A 22,322-nucleotide genomic window follows, 5' to 3' on the forward strand; every position below is an offset into this window, starting at 1 on the left:
CGCATGACTATTTCAAGCTCAAACACCATTGATTCTTGGCTGTTTATTGCAGGGGATGACCTTGATGCGATTGAAAAGGCGGCCAAAGCGTCGCCAACCGTCATCGTTATCGATTTGGAAGAGTTCACCGCAAAAGAAAACAAAATTCTTGCTTGTGAGCAATTCCAACAAGCGGTGACTCTCTGCCAACAAAACGAGGTCGCTTGTGCCATTCGCATCGACGCGTTATCAAATGGAGGGGCCGAACAACTCTTGTTGCTCGGCCACACCAAGCCTTATGCTCTCTTTCTTCCACAAGTAGAAACACCCGAACAATTGTTGCTACTCACTGACGCAATGACGCAGTGCGGCTTGGCAAATACTCCTATTGTGCCCACCATCGAAAGCCATGCTGGGATAACAAATCTCGAGGCGATCATGTCTTGCCCTGCGAACATTTTGGCAGCTTTGCTAGGCACTGGGGATTTATCGACATCCTTGGGGTTATCAAAAGAGCCAATGAGAATGGAAATGATGAGACCTCAGCGCGAAACCTTTCTAGCGACTTGTTTACAACATTCTATTATCGCCATTGATGGGCCTTGGCCTGATTTAACCGAAAGTCAAAAAAACAAATCTGACTATGAAAAAGATTTGGCTTTCTCTTATCAATCAGGTTTTCGCTCAAAGTGCATAATAGACATAAAGCAAATACCTAAATTAGAAACTTAGAAAGACTTTTAAAAAGACACAAAACAAAACACCAATACATTTTCACTCTTTAAATTCAATTAATGAGAGAAGGGACTCGTGCGTTTTAAATTCACATAAAATCGAATTATACGCCCTATTAAATTTGCAAAATTGACGAACAGGCAAGTAAAGATAAATATGATGCAGATGATTTTTATCACGCCTTATTCATTATTTAAATGCTGATTTTACAACGATGACCTTTATCTCTGTGTTTGGACTCAAGCACGAATTAAAAAATTCTGGAGAAAGCCATGTCTCATGCAACACAAGATAAACAAACACAAGTACGCAACGGCGGACAAATTCTAGTTGAGCAACTTAAAATGCAAGGTGCACGACGCATTTTTATGGTCGCTGGCGAAAGCTACCTACCCTGCATCGATGCATTTAATGAGCACACAGACAGCATCCAAGCCGTCACTTGTCGTCAAGAAAGTGGCGCAGCTTATATGGCAGAAGCCTACGGCAAGCTTACCGGTGAACCTGGAATCTGCTTTGTTACCCGTGGTCCAGGGGCAACAAATGCATCGGTTGGTGTGCATACCGCGTATCAAGATTCTACGCCATTAATTTTATTTGTTGGCCAAGTAGGCAATGACTTTGTCGAACGCGAAGCCTTCCAAGAAATCGACTACCGCCGCATGTTCGGCGAAATGACTAAGTGGGTGGCGCAAATCGACTCTATCGACCGCATCCCAGAATACGTTACTCGTGCTTGGAATGTAGCCACCAGCGGCAGACCTGGCCCTGTTGTTTTAGCCCTACCTGAAGACGTCTTGTGGGATCAATCTGTTGTGGCCAATGTCGCCCCGATGGCGCCACTACAAAGCTATGTAAATTCACAGCAAATGCAGGATTTACAAACACGCTTAGAGGCGGCTGAACGTCCTTTTCTTTTGATTGGCGGCAGCGGCTGGAGCACCACAGCCACAGCACAAGTGGCTGAGTTTGCGAAACGATTCGACCTACCCGTTGGCGTCGCATGGCGCCGCTTAGAATGTTATGACCAGCACGACGAGCAATTTGTCGGCCATGTTGGCTGGTCGATGACAGAAGAATTGCGTCAACAATTAAAAAACAGCGACCTCATCCTTGCCGTTGGAACCCGCATTGGCGAAGCCAGCAGTGAAGGCTATTCATGGATCGAATCGCCTCAACCAAAGCAAACCTTTATTCATGTTTACCCTGACCCTGAAGAATTGGGCCGAGTGTATCGCCCAGACCTTGCTATTAATGCCAGTGTGTGCGGTTTTGCCTCTATGCTCGCGGAGCTAACACCCACTCAAGCTGCTCGTTGGGCAAGTCTACGTCAGCAAGCACGCCAAGCCTATCTGGCGTCGTTAACCCCGCTTAGTTCCCCTGGTTCGTTAAGCCTCGACAAGGTTTCTTGCACAGTCAATGAAGTATTAGGCGGGCGTGGCTGTGTGACCGTGGGTGCCGGTAACTATGCACTTTATCCCCATCGTTACATGCAATTCTCTGGTCATGGTAGCTCTCTAGCCTCCACTGTCGGCACCATGGGCTACGGTTTGCCTGCCGCCATCAGTTATAAATTTGAATACCCAAATGAGCCGTCTATCTGCTACGCCGGTGATGGTTGCTTTCAAATGAATTTACAAGAGTTGGCTGTGGCGATGCAGTACAAGTTGGGCATTGTCATCTTGGTGTTCAACAACGGTATGTGGGGGACGATTCGTGCCCACCAAGAAAGAGAGTTCCCTGGTCGTGAAATTGCCCTCACTTTCGCCAACCCTGAGTTTTCTAATCTGATTGAAGCCTACGGAGGCAAAGGTGCCATAGTCACGAAAGACACTGAGTTTGAACAGGCTTTCCGTGATGCGCTGTCTTTTGCTGAAACAGAAAAGCTGCCCGCCATTATTGAGCTCAGATACGACTCAAATGGCATTGCACCAGGCCAATTGCTTAGTTCAATACGTGAGCAAGCGCTCAGCGATCAAGCTAAGTCAAATAACGCTTAACCCTAATTTAACGATTGAAAGAGAGAACAACGATGACGCAATCTCCTATGAAAGTGAATGGCTCTCGCCTATGGCAATCTTTAATGGATCTCGCAAAAATTGGCGCAACACCTCTAGGTGGCAACTGTCGACTGGCGCTAACTGACGAAGACAAAGCTGGGCGCGACTTAGTAATCCGCTGGTTCCGTGACGAAGGCATGAGCATTCGAATTGATCAAATTGGCAATATTTTTGCCCGTCGCGAAGGTCGCCAAGCGGACTTAGCCCCTGTTATGTGTGGCAGCCACATTGACACCCAACCGACTGGGGGGCGATTTGATGGTAACTATGGTGTCTTAGCGGGATTAGAAGTCATTCGAACCCTTAACGAGCAAAAAATCACCACAGATCACCCTATTGATGTCGCCATCTGGACAAACGAAGAAGGGTCACGTTTCGTCCCTGTGATGATGGGTTCTGGTGTATTTTCCAACACCTTAACACTCGAAGAAGCCTTATCGGCTCAAGACAAAGCCGGCATGAGTGTACGCGACGAGCTAAAACGCATTAATTACGCGGGCAGTGAAGCGGTTGGCGGTTACGATGTAAAAGCCTATTTTGAAGCTCACATTGAACAAGGCCCTGTACTCGACACCGAAAACCTACCGGTTGGCGTGGTGACAGGTGCCCTCGGCCTGTATTGGTATGACGTTGTTGTGACAGGCCAAGAGTGTCATGCAGGTCCAAGCCCGATGTCTTACCGCCGAGATGCATTAAAAACCGCCTCACAACTTATTAATCGCATTCTCACCATTGCTGACTCTCGTCAGCCAGATGGCCGCGTGACAGTGGGTGAGTTAGACATGCACCCTAACTCGCGTAATGTGGTGCCTGGTCGCGTGAAATTTACCGTAGACCTACGCCACAGCGACAAAGCAGAACTCGATAAAATGCACGACGAGTTTGCAGCCTTATTGCTCGAAGAGAAAAAGGAAGGCATCGAGATCGCGTTAAAAGTGGTTCAAAAGATGCCACCCACTCATTTTAATAAAGACTGTATTAACCGTGTTCGTGACGCGGTCAATTCTCTAGCGCTGCCGCACATAGAAATGATCAGTGGCGCGGGCCATGATGCGGTTTATTTAAGTCGCACCATCCCAACGGCCATGATTTTTGTCCCTTGTATTGGGGGGATTAGCCATAACGAAATAGAAGACGCACGACCCGATGAATTAGAAGCTGGCGCCCATGTGTTGTTAAACGCTATGTTAGCGGAAGCTGGGGGCGCACTATGAGCAAATTAACTCACCAAGATTGGCTAAAACGGCAAGACACGCTCTCTTTTGAAGGGCGCGCTTGGATCAATGGCCACTACTGTGATGCGCAAGATCAACGCACTTTGCCATGCATCAACCCAGCGAATAAACAGACACTGACGCACATTGCCGATTGCAGTGAAAATGATGTAAACCGTGCCGTTTCAGGCGCCCGCGCGGCATTTAATCAAGGTGATTGGGCGCGCATATCGCCAAGCCAACGTCGTGTTGTACTTGAAAAGCTTGCAGATCTGATGGCCGAGCATGCGGAAGAATTGGCCTTGCTGGAAAGCTTGGACATGGGCAAAACGGCAGCCGACGCGCTCGCCTTTGATGTTCCCGAAGCAATTCGCTGCTTTCGCTTCTACGCCGGTGCCATCGAGACCATTAATGATGAAGTACTGCCTACCGCTGAAAACGTCTTGGCCACGGTAACACGAGAGCCGTTAGGCGTGATTGCGGCGGTTGTGCCTTGGAACTTTCCCTTAATGATTACCAGCTGGAAAATTGCCCCCGCTCTTGCCACAGGCAACAGTGTGATCGTCAAACCTGCTGAACAATCGAGTTTATCCGCGATTCGTCTTGCTGCGCTGGCAGCAGAAGCTGGCCTGCCTGATGGCGTGTTACAAATCGTGCCAGGCCAAGGCAAGGTAGCAGGACAAACCTTAGGCCTACACCCTGATGTAGACTGTTTGACCTTCACCGGGTCCACGCTGACTGGTAAACGCTTTATGGAGTATTCGGCACACTCTAACCTGAAACGAGTTTGGCTAGAGTGTGGTGGTAAATCGCCACAAATTATCTTTGATGATTATGAGAACCTAGAGCGCGCCGCCGCCACCGCAGCAGCGGCCATCTTTATTAATCAAGGTGAGGTCTGCATTGCCGCTTCGCGCCTGTATGTGCAAGATTCTATTTATGACCGCTTTTTGCCCTTACTGCTCGCAGAAGCAAAGAAATATCAACCTGGCAATCCCCTTAACCCTGACAATTTAGCAGGAGCAATCGTCGACCAATTGCAGTTTGAACGTATTATTGCAGGCGTCGAAGAAGCCATTGCTGGCGGTGCTAAAGAGCTTACCCCTGCCCTGCGCTCAGAACTTCAAGAAGGCTGGTTCTTAAATCCCACCATTCTTGAATGCAGCGATAATAGCAATTTGGTTATGCAAGAAGAACTGTTTGGGCCGGTACTCGGATTATGTCGATTTACCACAGAGGCGGAAGTCATTGCCCTTGCCAATGATTCTGACTATGGCTTAGGCGCAGGACTTTGGACCAACAACCTTGGCCGAGCCCATCGTGTTTCTCGAAAGCTTCAAGCAGGAATGATCTGGGTGAACAGCTATGCTGATGGGGCTATCACAGTTCCTTTTGGGGGTAGAAAACAATCCGGTTTTGGTCGCGATAAGTCCATCCATGCTCTGGAAAAATACACGGATCTAAAATCAACTTGGATTGATCTAAACGAATAAGTTTGGTTTGAAGCAACACCCAAAATAGAGCATTACTGACCATTTTCGCAGCACTTTCTGTACTTAAAGAAGGTGCTGCGCAGGTAAGAAGGAGATGAAGAAAGCTCACTATAGTGCCCTACGCCACTAAACAGCACAAAATTTTCATCGCATGAAATACCTTTCAAAAGAAATTAACTGTACTATGATCAGTTAATTTTTCAGCTCCATAGGCGGATAAACTATGTCTGGCATTCATGACAGGCTCGACTGGAATCTATTAAGAACCTTTATTGCCATTGTACAAGAAGGCAGTATAAGCCGCGCCGCAGATCGCTTGCACCTCACTCAACCTGCCATCAGCTTAGCCCTTAAACGCCTTGAAGAGAGATTGGACGAGCGTTTAATTATTCGCAACGGAACCACCTTCGAATTAAGCAAAGCAGGCGAACTCGTTTATCGTGAAGCCATTGTGATTTACGGCAGTATCGCCCGCCTGACCACCGCAGTACGCGCAACGCCCCATGACTTAAGCGGCATTGTTAGGATCGCCTTAGTCACTGGAATAAACAGCGATGTTTTTGACCATGTCTTGGGAGAATTTCACAAAAATAACCCAAGGGTCACTTTCGAAATTTTGTCTGGTTCCAGTGAGTATGTGAAACAAAACTTGCTTAATTACACCGCCAGCATTGGTATTTGCCTCAAATACAGAAAACACGCCGAATTGTCTGACACGCTTTTGTTAAGTCAAAAATACAATCTATATTGCGGAAAAGATCATCATTTATACCAACAAGAAAACATCAGTATCAGAGCCTTAAGAGACGAATTCTTTGTGTCATTCGCTAGCGAGCAACTCGATGGTGTATTGGCCCCATTGGCCATTTACAGAGCACAAGAAAGGCTCGAAGGTCGCATTGTTGGCACCAGTGATAACTTAGAAGAAGTAAGAAGAATGATTAAAGCAGGCCTTGGTATTGGTGCCTTACCAGAAAATGTCGTGCAGCAAGATGTACTTTCTGGAAACCTTTGGCAGCTTCCTCCCTACGATGGTTTGGCTCGCATCAGCTTGTATTTAATGTGGAACAAAATGCCGAAATTCAGCGAGGCGGAAGAGGTTTTCTTTAGCGCCCTGATGGCAGCATTACAGAATAAATAGTGCGATCAAAATAGAAAACCTAAGAGGCTAAATGCAAGGTTTTAAAAGTAGTCTCTAGAAACATCTGAGCCTACCGCAAAACCGCTTAAGCTAAAGGGAAAGAAAGCTTAAGCGGTTTCTTATCAACTTACACAACCAGATTAGTAACGTAAATTAACACCCATTGCGACGTTATTCGCGGCTTTATCATAGACTGCACCTTCCACCCAGACTTGCTCCTTCCACCCAGAATAGTCGCTATCTTTACAGACAAAATAGCCAGTTTCTGCAGACGCTTGTGGTGATGCTGGGAAGCGGCCTATTGTTGTGTTATCTATTATTAAGCCTTCCTGTCAGGCGAAAAGTGGCTCTTGCCCAAGAAACTCAGTCATAACAGCATTCGCAGAAAACAAGTTGACAAGATCAATCAAATTAACATATGGTTGTCTTTATCAACTAAATATCTGTCCCTTGATCGACGACAGAAGCCCACCCTTTTCATTAGGAGCAACAAGAATGCCGATTATCCAGACTGATGACCAAGAGATAAAATCCATGACAGGCCTGCACATTTATCATGCTGGTATCTCCAATTGCTCAATGCGCGTAAGAATCATGGCCGAAGAAAAAAACATCCCTTGGAAGAGTCATAAGGTCAACCTAAGCAAAAAAGAAAATCTAGAAGACTGGTACTTGAAAATCAACCCAAAAGGCTTAGTACCTGCGATTGTTTATAATGGTGAGATAGTCACAGAATCCAACGATATTTTATTGTATCTAGAAGAGAAGTTTCCTGAACCAGCGCTCATTCCAACTGACAGCCAAGCACTCGCAGCAGACGTAAAGTACTGGGTGAATTTCGCCTCTGAAATACACGTTAATACCATTAAAACTTTTGTTTACGGCACCCTAGGAGGCGGAACAAAAGCAGAAAGTGATATGGAGCGCTATCGTCAAATTCAACCAGATAAAACGCTATTAGCGTTCCACGAACAGTCTTTAAAAGGGTTTCCTGAAGGACGAGTAAAAGAAGCCGCGGAACAAATACACGAGGTGTTTTCAGAAATTGATAGCAAACTGGCACAACATGCTTGGATTGTTGGAGAACAACTCTCTCTTGCCGATATTGCTTGGATTCCCCAATACGTACTATTAAGCGGTTTGGGCTTTCCTGTGGATCAATACAGTCACGTCAAACGCTGGGCAAAAGCATTTGAAAAACGAGACTCTTACAAAAACGGCATTAAAAAGTGGATGCCACCAGTACCCTTGTCTTTCCTGCGCCTGATTTTGAAAATCAAAAGGATGTTTTCTAACTAACTATCATGCACTCACAAGGCCTATCCTTTAGCGGCAGGCCTTTTGAATAATCGCTGCGAGTTTCTGAATTCCTGGCTCAATACGATCAGTGGAAATAGAGGAAAAACCTAAGCGGAAATAATGCTTGGGACTATTCTCTTGAGAGAAATGCACATTGCCAGGCTCAATTAGAATACTCTCTTTCTGGGCCAATTTTTGCAGTACCAGCGCATCAAGCTCTTTAGGACCCTTTACCCAGTAACAAGAACCGCCAAAGGTGGGCACTTCGTAACTTCCTGGTAGGTATTTGTTTAGCGCGCGATTCATGGCATTCCAGCGGGCTTGGTAATTTCGAGAGATGTTCATCATCAGCGCATCATAATAACCCCGTTCTAAAAAGAACGCGGTCGCGCGCTGGTTATTGGTCGCTGGATGACGAATCATCAAGCGTCTCAGCGCCCTCGCCTCTTGAATCAAGCGCTCTGATGCCACCACATAACCCAGCCGTAGTCCCGGCGCTAAGGTCTTTGACAAACTGCCAATGTAAATCACTCGATCACTGGTGTCTAAGCTCTTTAACGCAGGACTGGGTTTGCCATTGAAGTTGGTTTCACTTTCATAATCGTCTTCAATGATTAAAAAGTCATCGCTGTTCGCCCTATTCAATAACTCATAACGACGCTCAATTGGCATGGTGACCGCCGTTGGGCATTGATGGCTCGGCGTGGTGTAAATGAGATCACAACCTTTAAGCTGGTCATCGACAATCAGGCCACCATCATCGATGGCCAATGGTTTAATCTGGCACTTATGCAAGCTGGCGATATTGCGCACATCGACATAACCCGGCTCTTCAAGGCCCAGTACCGAATTTTGGTCTAATAATAGTTGCACCAACATAAACAAAGATTGCTGAGAACCAACGGTGATCAATATTTGTTGTGGTGACGCCCAAACCCCTCGCCTCGGCAATAAACGCGTGCGTATTTGCTCGATTAGGCGTGGATCATCGTTGTCTAGATTGTCGGATGCCCAATCGTTTAATGCCGTGTCGCTGGCGGCATCCCGACAGCATTCGCGCCAGTTAACGCTAGGAAAGATTTTTTCGTCAAATTGCCCATACACAAATGGGTACTCATAGGATTGCCAGTCGGGCACTTTAACAATGTTGGTCTGGGCGGTGGGTTGTACTTTAAAGCGGCGCTCCCAGTCTGGGCGTTTATATTCTTCCTCGGTGGGTCTTAGCGACGCGCTCACTTGGCCGCCTAAAATATCAGGGTTAACAAAATAGCCACGCCTTTCTCGGGCGACAATATAGCCATCGTCCAATAAATGCTCATAGGCCAACACCACTGTATTGCGTCCAATGTTCAATTGTTCAGCGAGCTTGCGGCTGGATGGCAGTGGAATGTCCAATGGGATACTGCCTTTCATAATGGCGAGCGCAATTTGTTCGCGTAATTGCTTTTGTAAACTGCTGTCTTTGCTTTGAGAAAGGTGGAAAAGTTGCATCATAGAAAAACACCTTAAAATGAAGCGTGACTGGACATTTTCTAACGAGAAAAGCGTCGTCTCGACACACAAATACCCACTGTAGACGTGAACACTGGCGCGATAAAACTTAGAAGGTCAAAGCTCAGCACGCCATGCTGAGCTTTGACACTAAGACAAAGCCTCGAAATGCGACATAACACCGCGCCTCTTTTAGGGCTTATTCTCACATTCAACACAAAGCATTACATTTTGCTGGTCACGTCTGCAATAGCGTCATCTAATGCCGCAACCAATTGGTCCATGTCTTCTTTAGTCGAGATCAAAGCAGGCGCCAAACAAATGGTATTATTAAACGCTTTGAAAGAACGATTAGTACGCCCAATAATGACACCATTAGCCATACAATGACCCGCAATGGCCATGACGGTTTCTTCTTCTACGGGTTCTTTCGTCGCACGGTCTTTCACCAATTCGATGCCCACTAATAACCCTTTGCCGCGCACTTCTCCAATGAGTGGGTGTTTTGACATCAAATCGCTTAAACGACCACGCAAGTATTCACCTTGGTGTGTGGCGTTTTCCAATAGTTTCTCGTTTTCAATGATTTCCATGTTAACCAGCGCCGCCGCTGGGCCTGCTGTACAGCCACCAAAGGTCGAAATGTCACGGAAGTAACCCATGCGTGGGTCTTCGTCTTCCTTAAACATTTCAAACACCGCCTCTGTTGTAACCGTACAAGAAATCGCGGCATAACCCGATGCGACACCTTTAGCCATGGTCACAATATCAGGCTTCACACCATAATGCTGATAACCAAACCAAGTCCCTGTACGACCCAAACCACACACAACTTCATCAATATGCAGCAAGATATCGTACTGTTTGCAAATCTCTTGGACACGAGGCCAATAACCCGCAGGCGCCTCAATCACACCACCGCCTGCGGTGATGGGTTCAAGACACAAGGCGCCAATGGTGTCTGCGCCTTCCGCCAAGATCACTTTCTCGATTTGGTTCGCGGCCCAAACACCATAGTTACTTTTATCTGCATCATCTTGCGCTCGATATTCGCAGCAATGAGGTACTTCGACGAAATCAGGTACAAATGGACCGTATTGATTACGGCGCTCGTATTGGCCTGATGCACTTAATGTCGCAATGGTTGTACCGTGGTAATCGCGGTCACGATATAGAATCTTGGTTTTTTTGCCGCCGTATTTCTTATGAGCAATTTGACGCACGATTTTAAAGGCTTTTTCATTGGCTTCTGAACCCGAGTTAGAAAAATACACACGGTTCATACCTGGCATTTTATCAATCAGCTTTTTGGAGAACTTCGCCGCAGGAACGTTACCCGCGGTTTGTGCAAAGTAGTTCATTTCAACTAATTGGTCGCGCACTGCGTCCGCAATCTCAGTACGGCCATAGCCTACGTTTACCGTCCAAACCGCGCCAGAAACCGCGTCTAGGTATTCATTTCCTTTTGAATCCCACACTCTCATGCCCTCACCCTTTACGATCACCATTGGGCCTGTTTTTTCAAATGGCTTATGCTGAGCAAGATGATGCCAAACATGATCACGATCGTTGTTTACCACATCCAAAGAGTCAAAATCATTTACATCGTACGTCATAGTAACCACTCCAATTCTTGCTGAATTTACCAACTTAACGAGGTTCTTTTGTTTTCTTCTCTCGAAAACAAAGATCAACCAAGCCACCTATTTATTTCCGATAGAGTAAAATTACGCTTCTCCTAGAGAAACTGTTAGAACCAGAAGCAACGCAATGATAAGACCAGATCAACAGCATCTAGAACTCATCAAGAAATCAAATTAAAACTATAAAAATCAGATAGATAGAAATATAAAAAAAGCGACTCTAGGCCGCTTTTCACACACAACTAAATGAAATAGGTTAAATAACCAATGTTTTGGTATGACTCATTTCACGAATCGCGTATTTAATTCCTTCACGTCCTACGCCACTTTCTTTTACGCCGCCAAAAGGAAAGTGCTCGGTGCGAAAACCTGGGCCATCATTGGTCGCTAACGTCCCCACATCCAGCTCTTCAAACAGATAACGAATTACGGATAAGTTGTTACTGAAAATACCTGCCTGCAAGCCATAAGCGGTGTTATTGATAATCGGAATAATCTCTTCCACATCATCAAATTTGTACAATGGCATCACAGGGCCAAAGGTTTCTTCGATCATCACTTCACTGTCCGCACTGACATTTTCAAGAATCGTAGGGTAAACAAACGCCCCCTCGTATTGATTACCTAATGCCACCGTCGCCCCATCATTAATCGCACCTTCAATGCGTTTACGAATTTCGTCTGCGGCCGCCTGATGAATCACAGGCCCAACAAAAGTATCGTCTTTCATAGGATCGCCAATGACCAAGGCCGCGCTCTTTTCAACCAAAATATCTCTAAATTTGTCGTACACAGCAGCGTGAATGAAAAGACGCTTCGCCGCCGTACAGCGTTGTCCTGCCGTCGCAAAACGATGGTTGATTGCCGATTTGGCCGCGGCTTCTAGATCCGCATCCTCCATAATAATAAGAGGGTCATTACCACCCAGTTCAAGCAACAGCTTTTTATAACCCGCCGCCGCTGAAATAGCGTTCGCCGCCGCCGTACCACCGGTAAAGTTAATCGCGTTAATCGCAGGGTGTGCATTCAAACGGTCTAAGTCAGACAATGGCGGCATACAGAACTGCAGCACATTTTGTGGAATGCCCGCTTCATAACATAAGTCGACTAACAACTGAGAAGACGCGGTATTTTGTGGGCCTGGTTTGAATAGGATCGAGTTGCCTGCCGCATACGCAGGGCCAATTTTGTGCATCGCTATGTTGATTGGAAAGTTAAACGGCGTGATGCAAAATATAGTGCCAAGCGGACGCCAACACACCACACCAATTTTTCCGCCTGCCGCCGCATAGGCATCAGAATCTAAGGCTTCACCGCTGATTTGGCGCGCTTCTTCTGCACTGGCGATGGTAGCATTCACCGCACGGACCATTTCCACACGAGAATCTGAAATCGTTTTTCCGGTTTCTAACGTGATGAGCTTGGCCATCTTTTCAGCATTGTCTTTTAATAAAGACGCCAACGTCATTAATATATTGGCACGCTCAAAAGCCGCCGTCTTACGCTGCGTTTTCTGACCTTGTTTTAATAGCGCCAGCTTTTCTTCGATTTGCGCCCAAGATGAGTATTCATACTCACCCAATAGTTCATTGTTATACGGATTAACTAAAGAATACGTTTGGCTCATAGCGGAACTCCCATCTGAATCAATTGATAAATAATACGGCCTGCTGCGATGAACAAAGCCAGCTTCATTAGTGCAAAGAAAAACTTGGTATTGATATAACGCAGCACAATCACACCCAGCTTGGCACCGACCACCGCCGCTATGCTCAACACCAGAATGAGGTATGCGTTATCCAGAAACGAAAAACCTAAGAATAAAAACGCAGGGATTTTGGTTAAGTGAGCAAACATTTGCATCAACGACTTATTGGCAACCACTTCCTCTTTGGTTAAATCGTCGCGAATAAAAAACACCGCTAACAAGGGGTCAATAGCCCCAACCACAATCCCCATAGCCCCTGTTGCAATGCCCACCCAGAAGAAATTTTTCTCTTGGATTTTCACTTGTGGCATGTGTTTTGGCTTAAACAAGGTGTATAAAATCAAACAAACGAGCAGCAGCAATGGAAAAAACTCACCAACGTACTGAACGATAAACAATGTGGTTATCAAGGCGCCTAAGACCGCCCCAATACCAAACAAGGAACACATTCTCCAGCGAATACTGGTACGCAAAAACCAACTGCGTGCTGCATTGTTAAACACCTGAACCACACCATGAATCGCAATCAGAGGTTTTACTGGCATAAAGACGCTCATGGCGGAAAACATCAATACACCACCTGCCATGCCAGTAATTGACGTGATCGCCGAAGCAAAAACAATCGCCAGAGACAGCCATATAAGACTTTCATTCGACAAAGAGACTACATCCATCTTGAACCCTTAATAGCACCCAGTTGTGTTTAGTGTTCACAGTCTATTGAGAAGAAAAAACACTTCATAGGTCCAGTTTGAGAATAACGTCAGACCGCATTGGCTTCTTACATTTGGCGTTGGCCACAAGATGTCAGGGCAGAATTTGGTGTAGTAATAGAAAAGAGGTTTCTTTGAAAGGATCAGAATGATAAGCCATGAGAGGATCTACATGGCTTATCATTCCATTAAGCATGGCTGTTTTTAAGCCTTTACTATAAACACTATAACGCGCTTATCGATAAACCATCGATAGCGGATTGTTCTATTCGCTGCTATTTTACTTGCCCGTCTAGGGTGTTGATCACGCCATAATGCTCTGGTCGACGGTCACGGAATAAGCCCCATGCTTTACGCTGTTTACGCACATAATCAAGGTCAAAGGTATGCAGTAAAATGGACTCACTGTCACGATCCGCTTGCGCAACAAGCTCCCCACTTTCATCACAGATAAAGGAGGAACCAAAGAAAGTCAGTGATAAATCACGGTATTGCGCGGTTTCTGTCCCGATACGATTCGAAGCAATCACAGGCGTTTGATTTGCTGCGGCATGCCCTCGCATTACATTCGTCCAATGCGGTTGTGTGTCCATCTCCGGCTGGCTCGGCTCAGAGCCAATGGCGGTAGGGAAGAATAATAAATCAGCGCCCATCAAGGCCATTGATCGCGCGGTTTCTGGAAACCATTGATCCCAACAAATACCCACACCGATACGACCAAAGCGAGTGTCCCACACCTTAAACCCAGTATCTCCAGGGCTAAAGTAATATTTTTCTAAGTAACCGTCACTGTCTGGAATGTGCGTTTTACGATACACACCTAATAGCTCACCGCCTGCATCAATCATCGCCAACGAATTAAAACGCGCGACGCCGGCTTTTTCAAACCAGCTAAATGGCAACACAACATTCAACTCAGCAGCCAACGCCTTAAATCGTTGAAAGGCCGCATTTTCTTCTAGTGTGGTTGCAAGATCATGATAAGACTCATGGATTTCAATACAGAAATAAGGCGCTTCAAAAAGCTCTTGAATTAGAATAATTTGCGCACCACCGGCGGCAGCTTCTCTAATCAGTTTTTCAGCACGATCTACATTTTCTTGTTGGTTCCATGTGCAATGCATTTGCGTTGCCGCTACCGTTACCTTCGACATAGTCAACTTCTCCAATCTGCAACCCTAGGTGGGGTAATAATAAAGTGTTTTGTCTAAGCGAATACCTTCCGCTTATCCTGCACTACATCTTAAAGAGCCACAAAAGAAACGATATACCACCTCGGGGATATGGTGTTAATGACAACATCTCAGTTAGTTTAGCTCTATAGCAAATTACACCGAGCAATACTGCAAAACGTTTTAGGAAAGGATAAGCTGAAAAAATATCGAAGAAGCAATATTTTGCTCAACGACGATTTATCCTTATAAACCAGAAAATAACTTTTGAAGTACAAAAGGCCCTCGGCCTAGCAAATGTGTAAAGCACGATTAATAAAATGAAAGAGCAGAAACCTGCTCTTATGTATGTCACATTATTAGCGTATCGACACGGTTGTCTACGCGTATTAGGAGAGGCTATTTATGTCACCCCCTACTCATGCAAATTCGTACTATGCTGCGTCTGCCAATGATAAGGTTATCCGCCCACAACTTACAGGTGAGCATCGTTGTGATGTCTGTGTTGTTGGCGCTGGTTTTACCGGTATTTCAACGGCGTTAAGCCTTGCTGAAAAAGGTAAAAAAGTCATCGTTTTAGAAGGGACTCGTATCGGCTTTGGTGCATCCGGCCGTAATGGTGGTCAGATAGTAAATAGCTTTAACCGCGATATTGATTACATCACCAGCAATTATGGCGACGTGATCGGTAAGAAAATGGCGAAAATGGCGTTTGCTGGTTCCGAATTAATCCGCAACCGTATTGAAAAATACAACATCGACTGTGACCTTAAACACGGCAACGTGTTCGCCGCTTGTAACAACAAACAATTTGAAGAGCTAAAAGCCAAAAAAGAACTTTGGGAAGCCCATGGTCACAACGAACTTGAGTTGTTAACCGCGTCTTCTATCCAAGATCACATCGGTAGCGAACGCTACGTGGGCGGGTTACTTGACCGCAAAGGCGGCCATATCCAACCATTAAACTTGGTACTAGGGCAGGCAAAAGCGTTTGAAAGCCTCGGTGGTGAAATCTTCGAAGATTCTGAAGTAGTTCGCCTTGAGCAAGGCAAACCTAGCAAGGTCGTCACCAAACAAGGGACAGTGATTGCCGACACGATTGTGGTTGCTGGTAACGCTTACATCTTTGGCCTTCTACCAGATATTGAGAAGAAAGCCATGCCATGTGGTACTCAAGTTATTACCACTGAGCCATTATCAGAAGCGGTACAAAAGCAGCTACTGCCAACCGATCGTTGTGTGGAGGACTGTAACTATTTGCTTGATTACTATCGTTTATCCGGCGATGGACGCCTTATTTACGGCGGTGGCACAACCTATGGCGCTCGTGAACCGGGCAAAATTGAATCCATAATTACACCAAAAATGTTGAAAACATTCCCTTCTTTAAAAGGGGTAAAAGTGGATTACGCTTGGACAGGTAACTTCTTGCTAACCATGATGCGCATGCCGCAAGTCGGTAAGATTGGCGACAATCTGTATTACGCACAAGGCTATTCAGGTCATGGGGTGACTAACTCACACCTGATGGGGGAAATTCTGTCTGATGCCATTGATGGTGAAACCGAACGCTTTGATGTGTTCGCCAGTATGCCGCAATACCAATTCCCTGGTGGACGGATGCTTCGTGTACCTTACACGGCCATTGGCGCAACCTACTACAACATGCGAGATAAGTTAGGGATTTAACCCTACTAACCGCGTTAGTCATGTCTCCATTAAGCCCTTCAGAGCAATGCCCTGAAGGGCTTAATTTTATCTAATATGGCCATGCTATTTATCATGACGCTCATTTCAAAAATGACATCTAACGACATTAAAAATGTTAGCCGAGTATCGATATAAAAAAACAATAAACCGAACATTTGATCAACTTTCTTCATCCCCTTTTCAACCCGTTATTACGCAAAAAGCTTGTCATTTTAATACTTTCCCGCTTCAGAAAACCGATCTGCAATATTTTTAAATCTATTTTTATTCTATATAAATCAATAACTTAAATAAAAAATAAAGAAACTACCAGAAGCCATAGCGAGATATCACACCGATTCTTGACTCGTCAAAATCCCCTTTTAAAAGCCATCTCGATTTTCGCGTATACCCACTCGGAGATAGTTACTCTCATTGTTAGCTCGGGTTAAGGTAAATGCCATAAGAGAACGTTGAGCAAACAAAAGAAACATAGATCTCACATTTATTCTTTCTAGCCTTTGATCAAACTACCCTCACGCCAACACTAACCTCATGAGAGAAATTTGTATGTCGGATATGTATGAAGGAAACCACGAATTCGATCTGTTCATCACAGACCTAAATGGAAACTTGCGTGGTAAGCGCATCCCTGCAAGCGGTTTAAAAAGCGTTATGACTCAAGGGGTCAAATTACCACAGTCCGTCATTGGTTTTGACCATTGGGGTGATGACGTTTTAGAAAACGGACTGGTGTTTGAAACAGGCGACAGCGATGGCATTTGTAAAGCCGTCCACCCTGAACCTATTCCTGTGCCATGGGCAGAATCTGAACGAGATCAAATTTTGGCCATGATGTACAACGCAGACGGCTCTCCTTTCTACCCAGACCCGCGACAATTACTGACGCGCATTGTCGAGCGCTTCAAAGCACTGGGTTACACGCCTGTTGTTGCGACCGAATTAGAATTTTACCTATTGGATGGCGAATCAGAAGCCAAACGTGTTCCTTCTCCTCCGGTTATCACCGAGGGCAATGGGGTTCGCCTAAACAAGACCGACTGTTATTCCATTGAAGAAATGGACGGTTTAGAAAGCTTCTTCACAGAAGTACGTAGAGCCTGCGACATACAAGGCGTGCCAGCCGATACGATTATTTCAGAATTAGGCCCCGGTCAGTTCGAAATCAACATGAAGCACACAGACGATGCCGTCCAAGCGGCAGATCATGCCATTATGTTTAAGCGTCTAGTGAAGGGCGTGGCTCGTCAGTATGATTTTGGCACCAGCTTCATGGCTAAGCCTTATGCAGACAAAAGCGGCAATGGTCTTCATGTTCACTTTAGTTTACTGGATGAGCAAGGCAATAACGTCTTCAACAACGGCACAGAAGAAGGCTCACCTCTGCTGCAACACGCAGTAGCAGGGTTATTAAACAACATGGCCGAATCCATGCTGGTGTTTGCGCCGCATCTAAATTCGTATCGCCGTTTTCAAAATGGCGCCCATGCGCCAACGTTCGCAAGCTGGGGCTATGAAAACCGCACCGTTGCGGTACGCATCCCAGAAAGCGAAAACATAGCACGACGTATTGAGCACCGAGTATCAGGCGCTGACGCGAACCCATACCTTGTGTTGGCCGCTGTTTTAGGCGCTGCCCTTAATGGCATCGAAGGCAAGATGACACCTCCAAAACCAATTGAAGGCGACGCTTACACCACATCTAACGAGTTAGATTTACTACCGAACCGTTGGGATCTGGCGACAACCAGCTTCCAAAAAAGCGATTTTATGCGCGATTATTTAGGTGAAGAGTTTGTGCGTGTTTACGGAGCCGCAAAAGAACAAGAGCAAGAAAAGATGCACAGCCGTATCTCCAATGTAGAATACGAAGCGTATTTATAATAGATTAGCAAACGCCCCTTATCAGGCTTTCTACATCAAGTCTGATAAAGGGAAATGCAAGAGGCTATTATCGAGCGGCGGGGCAAAATACAGAGTGAATTGCCTGCATAAATATACACAGCTAGCCCCCACACTTTAACTAGGTCAATAGACTCTATTTCTACCCTATTTTTGAGGATTTAACCAAATGAAAATCGGTATTCTTGCGGCGGGCATTACACCCGATGTACTCCAAGCTAATTATCCAACCTATGCTGAAATGTTCGCGCAACAACTGACGGACATCGAGTCAAGATTAGAATTTGAAATATACGATGTGCGCTTGGATGAATTCCCACAAAGCACCACCTCTTGCGATGGCTGGTTAATTACCGGCTCCAAATGCAACTCTTACGATGACGACCCTTGGATCTTGCGCCTATGTGAATTTATCCGTGAGGTAGACAACAACCAACAAGTACTCGTGGGCATTTGTTTTGGCCATCAAATCATAGCTCGTGCACTCGGCGGCACTGTCACCAAATCGACTGCGGGCTGGGGTGTTGGGGTTCATCACTATCAGGTAACAAGTGAAATTCCTACTCTACCTGGCGCCACTGACATTGCCTTTTGCGCATTTCATCAAGATCAGGTGATAGACAAACCAGCAAAGCTAGATGTTTTCCTGACATCGGATTTCTGTGAATTTGCAGGATTCATTTATAAAGATCGTATTCTTACTTTCCAAGGACACCCAGAGTTCTCCAAAGAGTATGAAAGTGAACTGGTCGAGCTATACGATGGCGTAACATTAACGCCAGACGTAGCGAACAAAGCACGTCACACGATAAAAGAAGAAAGCATTCAGAATAAACAACTTATGTCTTGGATTGCGCAATTCCTTAAGCCATAAGAAAGCACCATCCTTTATTCGTTAATAAAGGATGGTTCATCACAGACACCGCCAGCCTCACCTCTCCCCAATCAATCAAATGCATTCCACGCTATACACCTCTTAGCTAATTAGCGATACAACCGCTATGGAGCGCATCTGACACCTTTCTTTGATGACAAACTCTCCCTCTTTATCTTTATCGACATTTCATAACAACCAAACACACTTCAGTTGCACACTGACCGATGCCGACCGCCAGACAGTTGCTTGTCATTACTCACTTTTATTAGGCAGGGATGAGGCACTGAATTGGCGTGCCGCATCACATAGCCTAGCGTTTTTATTCTGGTGGCGTTACTTAGTGACGTTGCTGTGCTCCCACACACTCTATTCCAGTCGATTGCGTACCGTGAGCGCTATTGTGTTATCGAACAATCTGATTGGCTGAATGATTTATGAAAGAGAACAAGATCAATGAGTTAGTGGAGAGTATGAGAGGGATGATTTAGCACTAAGAACTCGTTCGTAGAGGACAGTATGATCAAGATTACTTGGTCATTGTATCGACCGAATGTTAACGCCGACAATGACTCTCTTGATAATAACGGATACTTGAAATTAGTGAGGGCTGTTCTGGGTAGGTTTGGATCTATGTGCTGTATGGTTAGGGGCAGTGCAGATTCACTGCCCCCAACGCCTATGCTTTTAATACTTACATCGTATAACCAAGTACCATAAAGATCCCGAAGCTTACTACAGCTCCGATGGCCGTATAAGGTAGCTGAGTAAGTGCGTGAGACATCGGCGAGCACCCTGCACCTTGAGCGGCCAACACGGTGGAATCACTGAAGAAACAGGCATGACTACCAAATGAAGACGCGGATAAAAGTGCACCAATCACAAGCGCCATATTAGCATCAACACCCAGTGCAATAGGAACAACGATTGGAATCGCAATAATGAAAGAACCCCAGCTAGACGCAGTACCAAACACAACAGCCGCCATGACTAAGAACACCATCGCAGGCATTAACTCTGCGGTCATCAAGGGTGAAACCACTTCTACAAGGTATTGTGTCATTCCTAATTGGTCATTGATGGATTTCAACATAAATCCAGCAATAACAGTAGACAGTGGATAAAGCATGACTTTGAAACCTTCAAAGATCCCTTTAAACTGCTCTTCTAATGTTAAAAGCCCTTGCACATAATACAAAGCAACTGTGATCGCCAGCGTCACAATCACGCCTCTTAACAAATCCACATCATAATACACAGTAGAAGCAACCAAAATCACCATAGGCAGCAGAAAGTTCATCATGCCAACAAAACTACTGGTTTGCTTTCGGTTGATGGAAGGAGCGGCTTCCATACTATCACCGTCGTAATCATCGGGTAATGGTTGTCCCGCCATCGCTCTGGCTTCTGCTTTCTTCATTGGTCCGAAATTGCCTACGACACCAAGCGCCACTAAGAACACCAATAAAAGCGCAACCCAACCATAAACCATGAAGGGAATAGCAGAAATGTAAACACTCAGGCCGCCACCATCAGGCGCCAAATGGTTCTCTTCTAATAGCCCAGAGAAAAACACTGCCCAAGTCGACACAGGCACTAAAATACACATAGGTGCGGCGGTTGAGTCAATAATGTAAGCCAGTTTCTCACGCGACACATTATAATGATCGGTTACTTTTTTAACGGAAGAGGAAACCGCTAAACAATTAAGGTAATCATCAATAAAAACCACCAAACCAATAAAGAAAGTCGTTAGCAGTGATTGACGGCGAGAGCGAATTTTACCCTTGAGCCAATCGCTAAAACTCCCCAGACAACCGCTCCGCTCTAACAAGACAATCAAACCACCCATCAAGCCACAAACCAAAATAATCCAAATAATGGTTTCGTTGCCCATGACGGTCGACAAAATATCTGACAGTGGTGAAACGACACTGGTATTGTCAATCATGATCAAACCAGCAATCACGCCTGCGAGCAGTGACTCAAAAGGCGCTCGTGAAATCAATGCGATGGTTAAAACAAATAAGGTAGGGAAAAGCGCTTTCGCCCCCCAGCTCTCACCAGGGGCATGGGTAGCTGAGAGATACCAGAAAAACCCAATGGTAGCTAACGTCACCATGACCGACAAAAACAACGACCGCTTCGGTCGAATCGTCGTCAACACCCCAATAACTTGTTCCATATCAAAGTTCCTAACGTTTAGTATTTTTTATAAGAACTCGAAAATATCTCTAAACGAAGGGCCCTGGCTATATCCCCTAGGGGTTACACACGAAAAAAACACCCATGCGAGTAAAATGCCGACTGAAGCAAGCCATTAGCATCACCAAAAACAGTTCAGGCCTTGCTAGCATTGATAAAAATAGGCCGTTTAACGAACTTAGCGAAGGTTTATGAATAGAACTTTATCGTCTTGAAAAAGGTGGCTACAGCCATTCGCATGGCATTTACCTGGGGAAAAGTATCACATAGACCAAATATTATTATATTGGTCAAAGATTCACACCACGAGCGATTTTTGTGTGTTTTTTGAACAAATTGAAATTCACTTTGATACGAACCAAACTAATTTTTAGGCAGACACAACCAACAAAAATTCATTTGAAATCATTAATATAAAAAGTACATAGGAAGGTTTTTTTATAAAAAGAAGTGCAGAAATGGTTGCGGGAGCAGCTTTTCTTAACTAAAGAGAAACCTACGACCGTTTTTTGAAATGGTTACGTAGATGATTTGTTATGAATTAAATAATTTTTTGAAATGGTTGCGGGAGCAGCTTTTCTTACTAAAGAGAAAACTACGACCGTTCTTTTGAAGTAGTTACGTAGATGATTTGTTATGAATTAAATAATTTTTTGAAATGGTTGCGAGAGCAGCTTTTCTTACTAAAGAGAAACCTACGACCGTTTTTTGAAATTGCTACGGGAGCAGCTTTTCTTACTAAAGAGAAACCTACGACCGTTTTTTTGAAATGGTTGCGGGAGCAGCTTTTCTTACTAAAGAGAAACCTACGACCGTTTTTTATGAAATGATTGCGGGAGCAGCTTTTCTTACTAAAGAGAAACCTACGACCGTTCTTTTGAAATGGTTGCGGGAGCAGCTTTTCTTACTAAAGAGAAACCTACGACCGTTCTTTTGAAATGGTTGCGGGAGCAGCTTTTCTTACTAAAGAGAAACCTACGACC

15 protein-coding genes are annotated in these 22,322 nt (G+C 45.2%); 9 read left to right on the forward strand and 6 right to left on the reverse strand.

The genetic code is table 11. The annotated features are described in order from the left end of the window. Positions 1-3 precede the first annotated feature (3 nt). From ACIGBN_RS11835 to ACIGBN_RS11860, 6 genes are all read left to right on the forward strand, one after another. On the forward strand, positions 4-711 hold the full coding sequence (locus ACIGBN_RS11835) for an aldolase/citrate lyase family protein (RefSeq protein ID WP_396665628.1): 708 nt from the start codon (positions 4-6) through the stop codon (positions 709-711). Positions 712-986: 275 nt separating this feature from the next. Beyond that, the gene (locus ACIGBN_RS11840; RefSeq protein ID WP_396665630.1) at positions 987-2,714 is read left to right on the forward strand and encodes a thiamine pyrophosphate-binding protein; all 1,728 of its coding nucleotides are present in this window, start codon (positions 987-989) and stop codon (positions 2,712-2,714) included. 32 nt (positions 2,715-2,746) lie between these two features. Beyond that, a complete protein-coding gene (locus ACIGBN_RS11845) occupies positions 2,747-3,988 on the forward strand; it encodes a Zn-dependent hydrolase (protein ID WP_396665632.1) in 1,242 nt (413 codons plus the stop codon). Then, the gene (locus ACIGBN_RS11850) at positions 3,985-5,481 is read left to right on the forward strand and encodes an aldehyde dehydrogenase (RefSeq protein WP_396665634.1); all 1,497 of its coding nucleotides are present in this window, start codon (positions 3,985-3,987) and stop codon (positions 5,479-5,481) included. Before ACIGBN_RS11845 ends, ACIGBN_RS11850 begins: the two co-directional genes overlap by 4 nt. A 223-nt stretch (positions 5,482-5,704) precedes the next feature. Further along, a complete protein-coding gene (locus tag ACIGBN_RS11855; protein WP_133003861.1) occupies positions 5,705-6,622 on the forward strand; it encodes a LysR family transcriptional regulator in 918 nt (305 codons plus the stop codon). A gap of 495 nt (positions 6,623-7,117) precedes the next feature. Then, complete coding sequence (locus ACIGBN_RS11860) at positions 7,118-7,921, forward strand: glutathione S-transferase family protein (RefSeq protein WP_133003862.1); 804 nt, start codon at positions 7,118-7,120, stop codon at positions 7,919-7,921. A gap of 27 nt (positions 7,922-7,948) precedes the next feature. Here the strand turns inward: ACIGBN_RS11860 and ACIGBN_RS11865 are convergent, their stop codons facing one another. The 5 genes from ACIGBN_RS11865 to aguB all read right to left on the reverse strand — a co-directional run bounded on the left by ACIGBN_RS11865 (position 7,949) and on the right by aguB (position 14,630). Continuing rightward, positions 7,949-9,415 carry a PLP-dependent aminotransferase family protein gene (locus ACIGBN_RS11865; RefSeq protein WP_396665637.1) on the reverse strand — a complete coding sequence of 489 codons (1,467 nt, stop codon included), beginning with the start codon at positions 9,413-9,415 and terminating at the stop codon, positions 7,949-7,951. Between the two features lie 221 nt (positions 9,416-9,636). Beyond that, entirely contained in the window at positions 9,637-11,028 is a 1,392-nt protein-coding gene (locus ACIGBN_RS11870; protein WP_396665639.1) for an aspartate aminotransferase family protein, read from the reverse strand. A gap of 283 nt (positions 11,029-11,311) precedes the next feature. Further along, positions 11,312-12,682, reverse strand: a complete 1,371-nt coding sequence (gene safD, locus ACIGBN_RS11875; protein ID WP_133003865.1) for a sulfoacetaldehyde dehydrogenase SafD — start codon at positions 12,680-12,682, stop codon at positions 11,312-11,314. After that, positions 12,679-13,437, reverse strand: coding sequence for a sulfite exporter TauE/SafE family protein (locus ACIGBN_RS11880; protein ID WP_133003866.1), 759 nt, complete (start codon positions 13,435-13,437; stop codon positions 12,679-12,681). Before ACIGBN_RS11880 ends, safD begins: the two co-directional genes overlap by 4 nt. 314 nt (positions 13,438-13,751) lie before the next feature. Next, entirely contained in the window at positions 13,752-14,630 is an 879-nt protein-coding gene (aguB, locus tag ACIGBN_RS11885) for an N-carbamoylputrescine amidase (RefSeq protein WP_396665642.1), read from the reverse strand. 423 nt (positions 14,631-15,053) lie between these two features. On the opposite strand from aguB, the gene ACIGBN_RS11890 reads away from it, so the two are divergent. The 3 genes from ACIGBN_RS11890 (at position 15,054) to ACIGBN_RS11900 (ending at position 19,134) form a co-directional block, all read left to right on the forward strand. Next, positions 15,054-16,337: an NAD(P)/FAD-dependent oxidoreductase gene (locus ACIGBN_RS11890; protein ID WP_396665644.1), complete on the forward strand. Its 1,284-nt coding sequence runs from the start codon at positions 15,054-15,056 to the stop codon at positions 16,335-16,337. 570 nt (positions 16,338-16,907) lie between these two features. Next, positions 16,908-18,242, forward strand: coding sequence for a glutamine synthetase family protein (locus ACIGBN_RS11895; RefSeq protein WP_396665646.1), 1,335 nt, complete (start codon positions 16,908-16,910; stop codon positions 18,240-18,242). Between the two features lie 187 nt (positions 18,243-18,429). After that, positions 18,430-19,134 carry a glutamine amidotransferase gene (locus ACIGBN_RS11900; protein ID WP_133003870.1) on the forward strand — a complete coding sequence of 235 codons (705 nt, stop codon included), beginning with the start codon at positions 18,430-18,432 and terminating at the stop codon, positions 19,132-19,134. Between the two features lie 694 nt (positions 19,135-19,828). On the opposite strand, the gene ACIGBN_RS11905 is transcribed toward ACIGBN_RS11900, so the two are convergent. Further along, entirely contained in the window at positions 19,829-21,319 is a 1,491-nt protein-coding gene (locus tag ACIGBN_RS11905) for a Na+/H+ antiporter NhaC family protein (protein ID WP_396665648.1), read from the reverse strand. Between the last annotated feature and the right edge of the window lie 1,003 nt (positions 21,320-22,322).

Source organism: Marinomonas sp. NPDC078689, assembly GCF_044542435.1.
GTDB lineage: Bacteria > Pseudomonadota > Gammaproteobacteria > Pseudomonadales > Marinomonadaceae > Marinomonas > Marinomonas arenicola.

Excerpts from the sequence above, each read along its gene's own strand:
- ACIGBN_RS11835 (WP_396665628.1), top strand. The coding sequence starts at position 4 with ATGACTATTTCAAGCTCAAACACCATTGATTCTTGGCTGTTTATTGCA.
- ACIGBN_RS11840 (WP_396665630.1), top strand. The coding sequence starts at position 987 with ATGTCTCATGCAACACAAGATAAACAAACACAAGTACGCAACGGCGGA.
- ACIGBN_RS11845 (WP_396665632.1), top strand. The coding sequence starts at position 2,747 with ATGACGCAATCTCCTATGAAAGTGAATGGCTCTCGCCTATGGCAATCT.
- ACIGBN_RS11850 (WP_396665634.1), top strand. The coding sequence starts at position 3,985 with ATGAGCAAATTAACTCACCAAGATTGGCTAAAACGGCAAGACACGCTC.
- ACIGBN_RS11855 (WP_133003861.1), top strand. The coding sequence starts at position 5,705 with ATGTCTGGCATTCATGACAGGCTCGACTGGAATCTATTAAGAACCTTT.
- ACIGBN_RS11860 (WP_133003862.1), top strand. The coding sequence starts at position 7,118 with ATGCCGATTATCCAGACTGATGACCAAGAGATAAAATCCATGACAGGC.
- ACIGBN_RS11865 (WP_396665637.1), bottom strand. The coding sequence starts at position 9,415 with ATGATGCAACTTTTCCACCTTTCTCAAAGCAAAGACAGCAGTTTACAA.
- ACIGBN_RS11870 (WP_396665639.1), bottom strand. The coding sequence starts at position 11,028 with ATGACGTACGATGTAAATGATTTTGACTCTTTGGATGTGGTAAACAAC.
- safD (WP_133003865.1), bottom strand. The coding sequence starts at position 12,682 with ATGAGCCAAACGTATTCTTTAGTTAATCCGTATAACAATGAACTATTG.
- ACIGBN_RS11880 (WP_133003866.1), bottom strand. The coding sequence starts at position 13,437 with ATGGATGTAGTCTCTTTGTCGAATGAAAGTCTTATATGGCTGTCTCTG.
- aguB (WP_396665642.1), bottom strand. The coding sequence starts at position 14,630 with ATGTCGAAGGTAACGGTAGCGGCAACGCAAATGCATTGCACATGGAAC.
- ACIGBN_RS11890 (WP_396665644.1), top strand. The coding sequence starts at position 15,054 with ATGTCACCCCCTACTCATGCAAATTCGTACTATGCTGCGTCTGCCAAT.
- ACIGBN_RS11895 (WP_396665646.1), top strand. The coding sequence starts at position 16,908 with ATGTCGGATATGTATGAAGGAAACCACGAATTCGATCTGTTCATCACA.
- ACIGBN_RS11900 (WP_133003870.1), top strand. The coding sequence starts at position 18,430 with ATGAAAATCGGTATTCTTGCGGCGGGCATTACACCCGATGTACTCCAA.
- ACIGBN_RS11905 (WP_396665648.1), bottom strand. The coding sequence starts at position 21,319 with ATGGAACAAGTTATTGGGGTGTTGACGACGATTCGACCGAAGCGGTCG.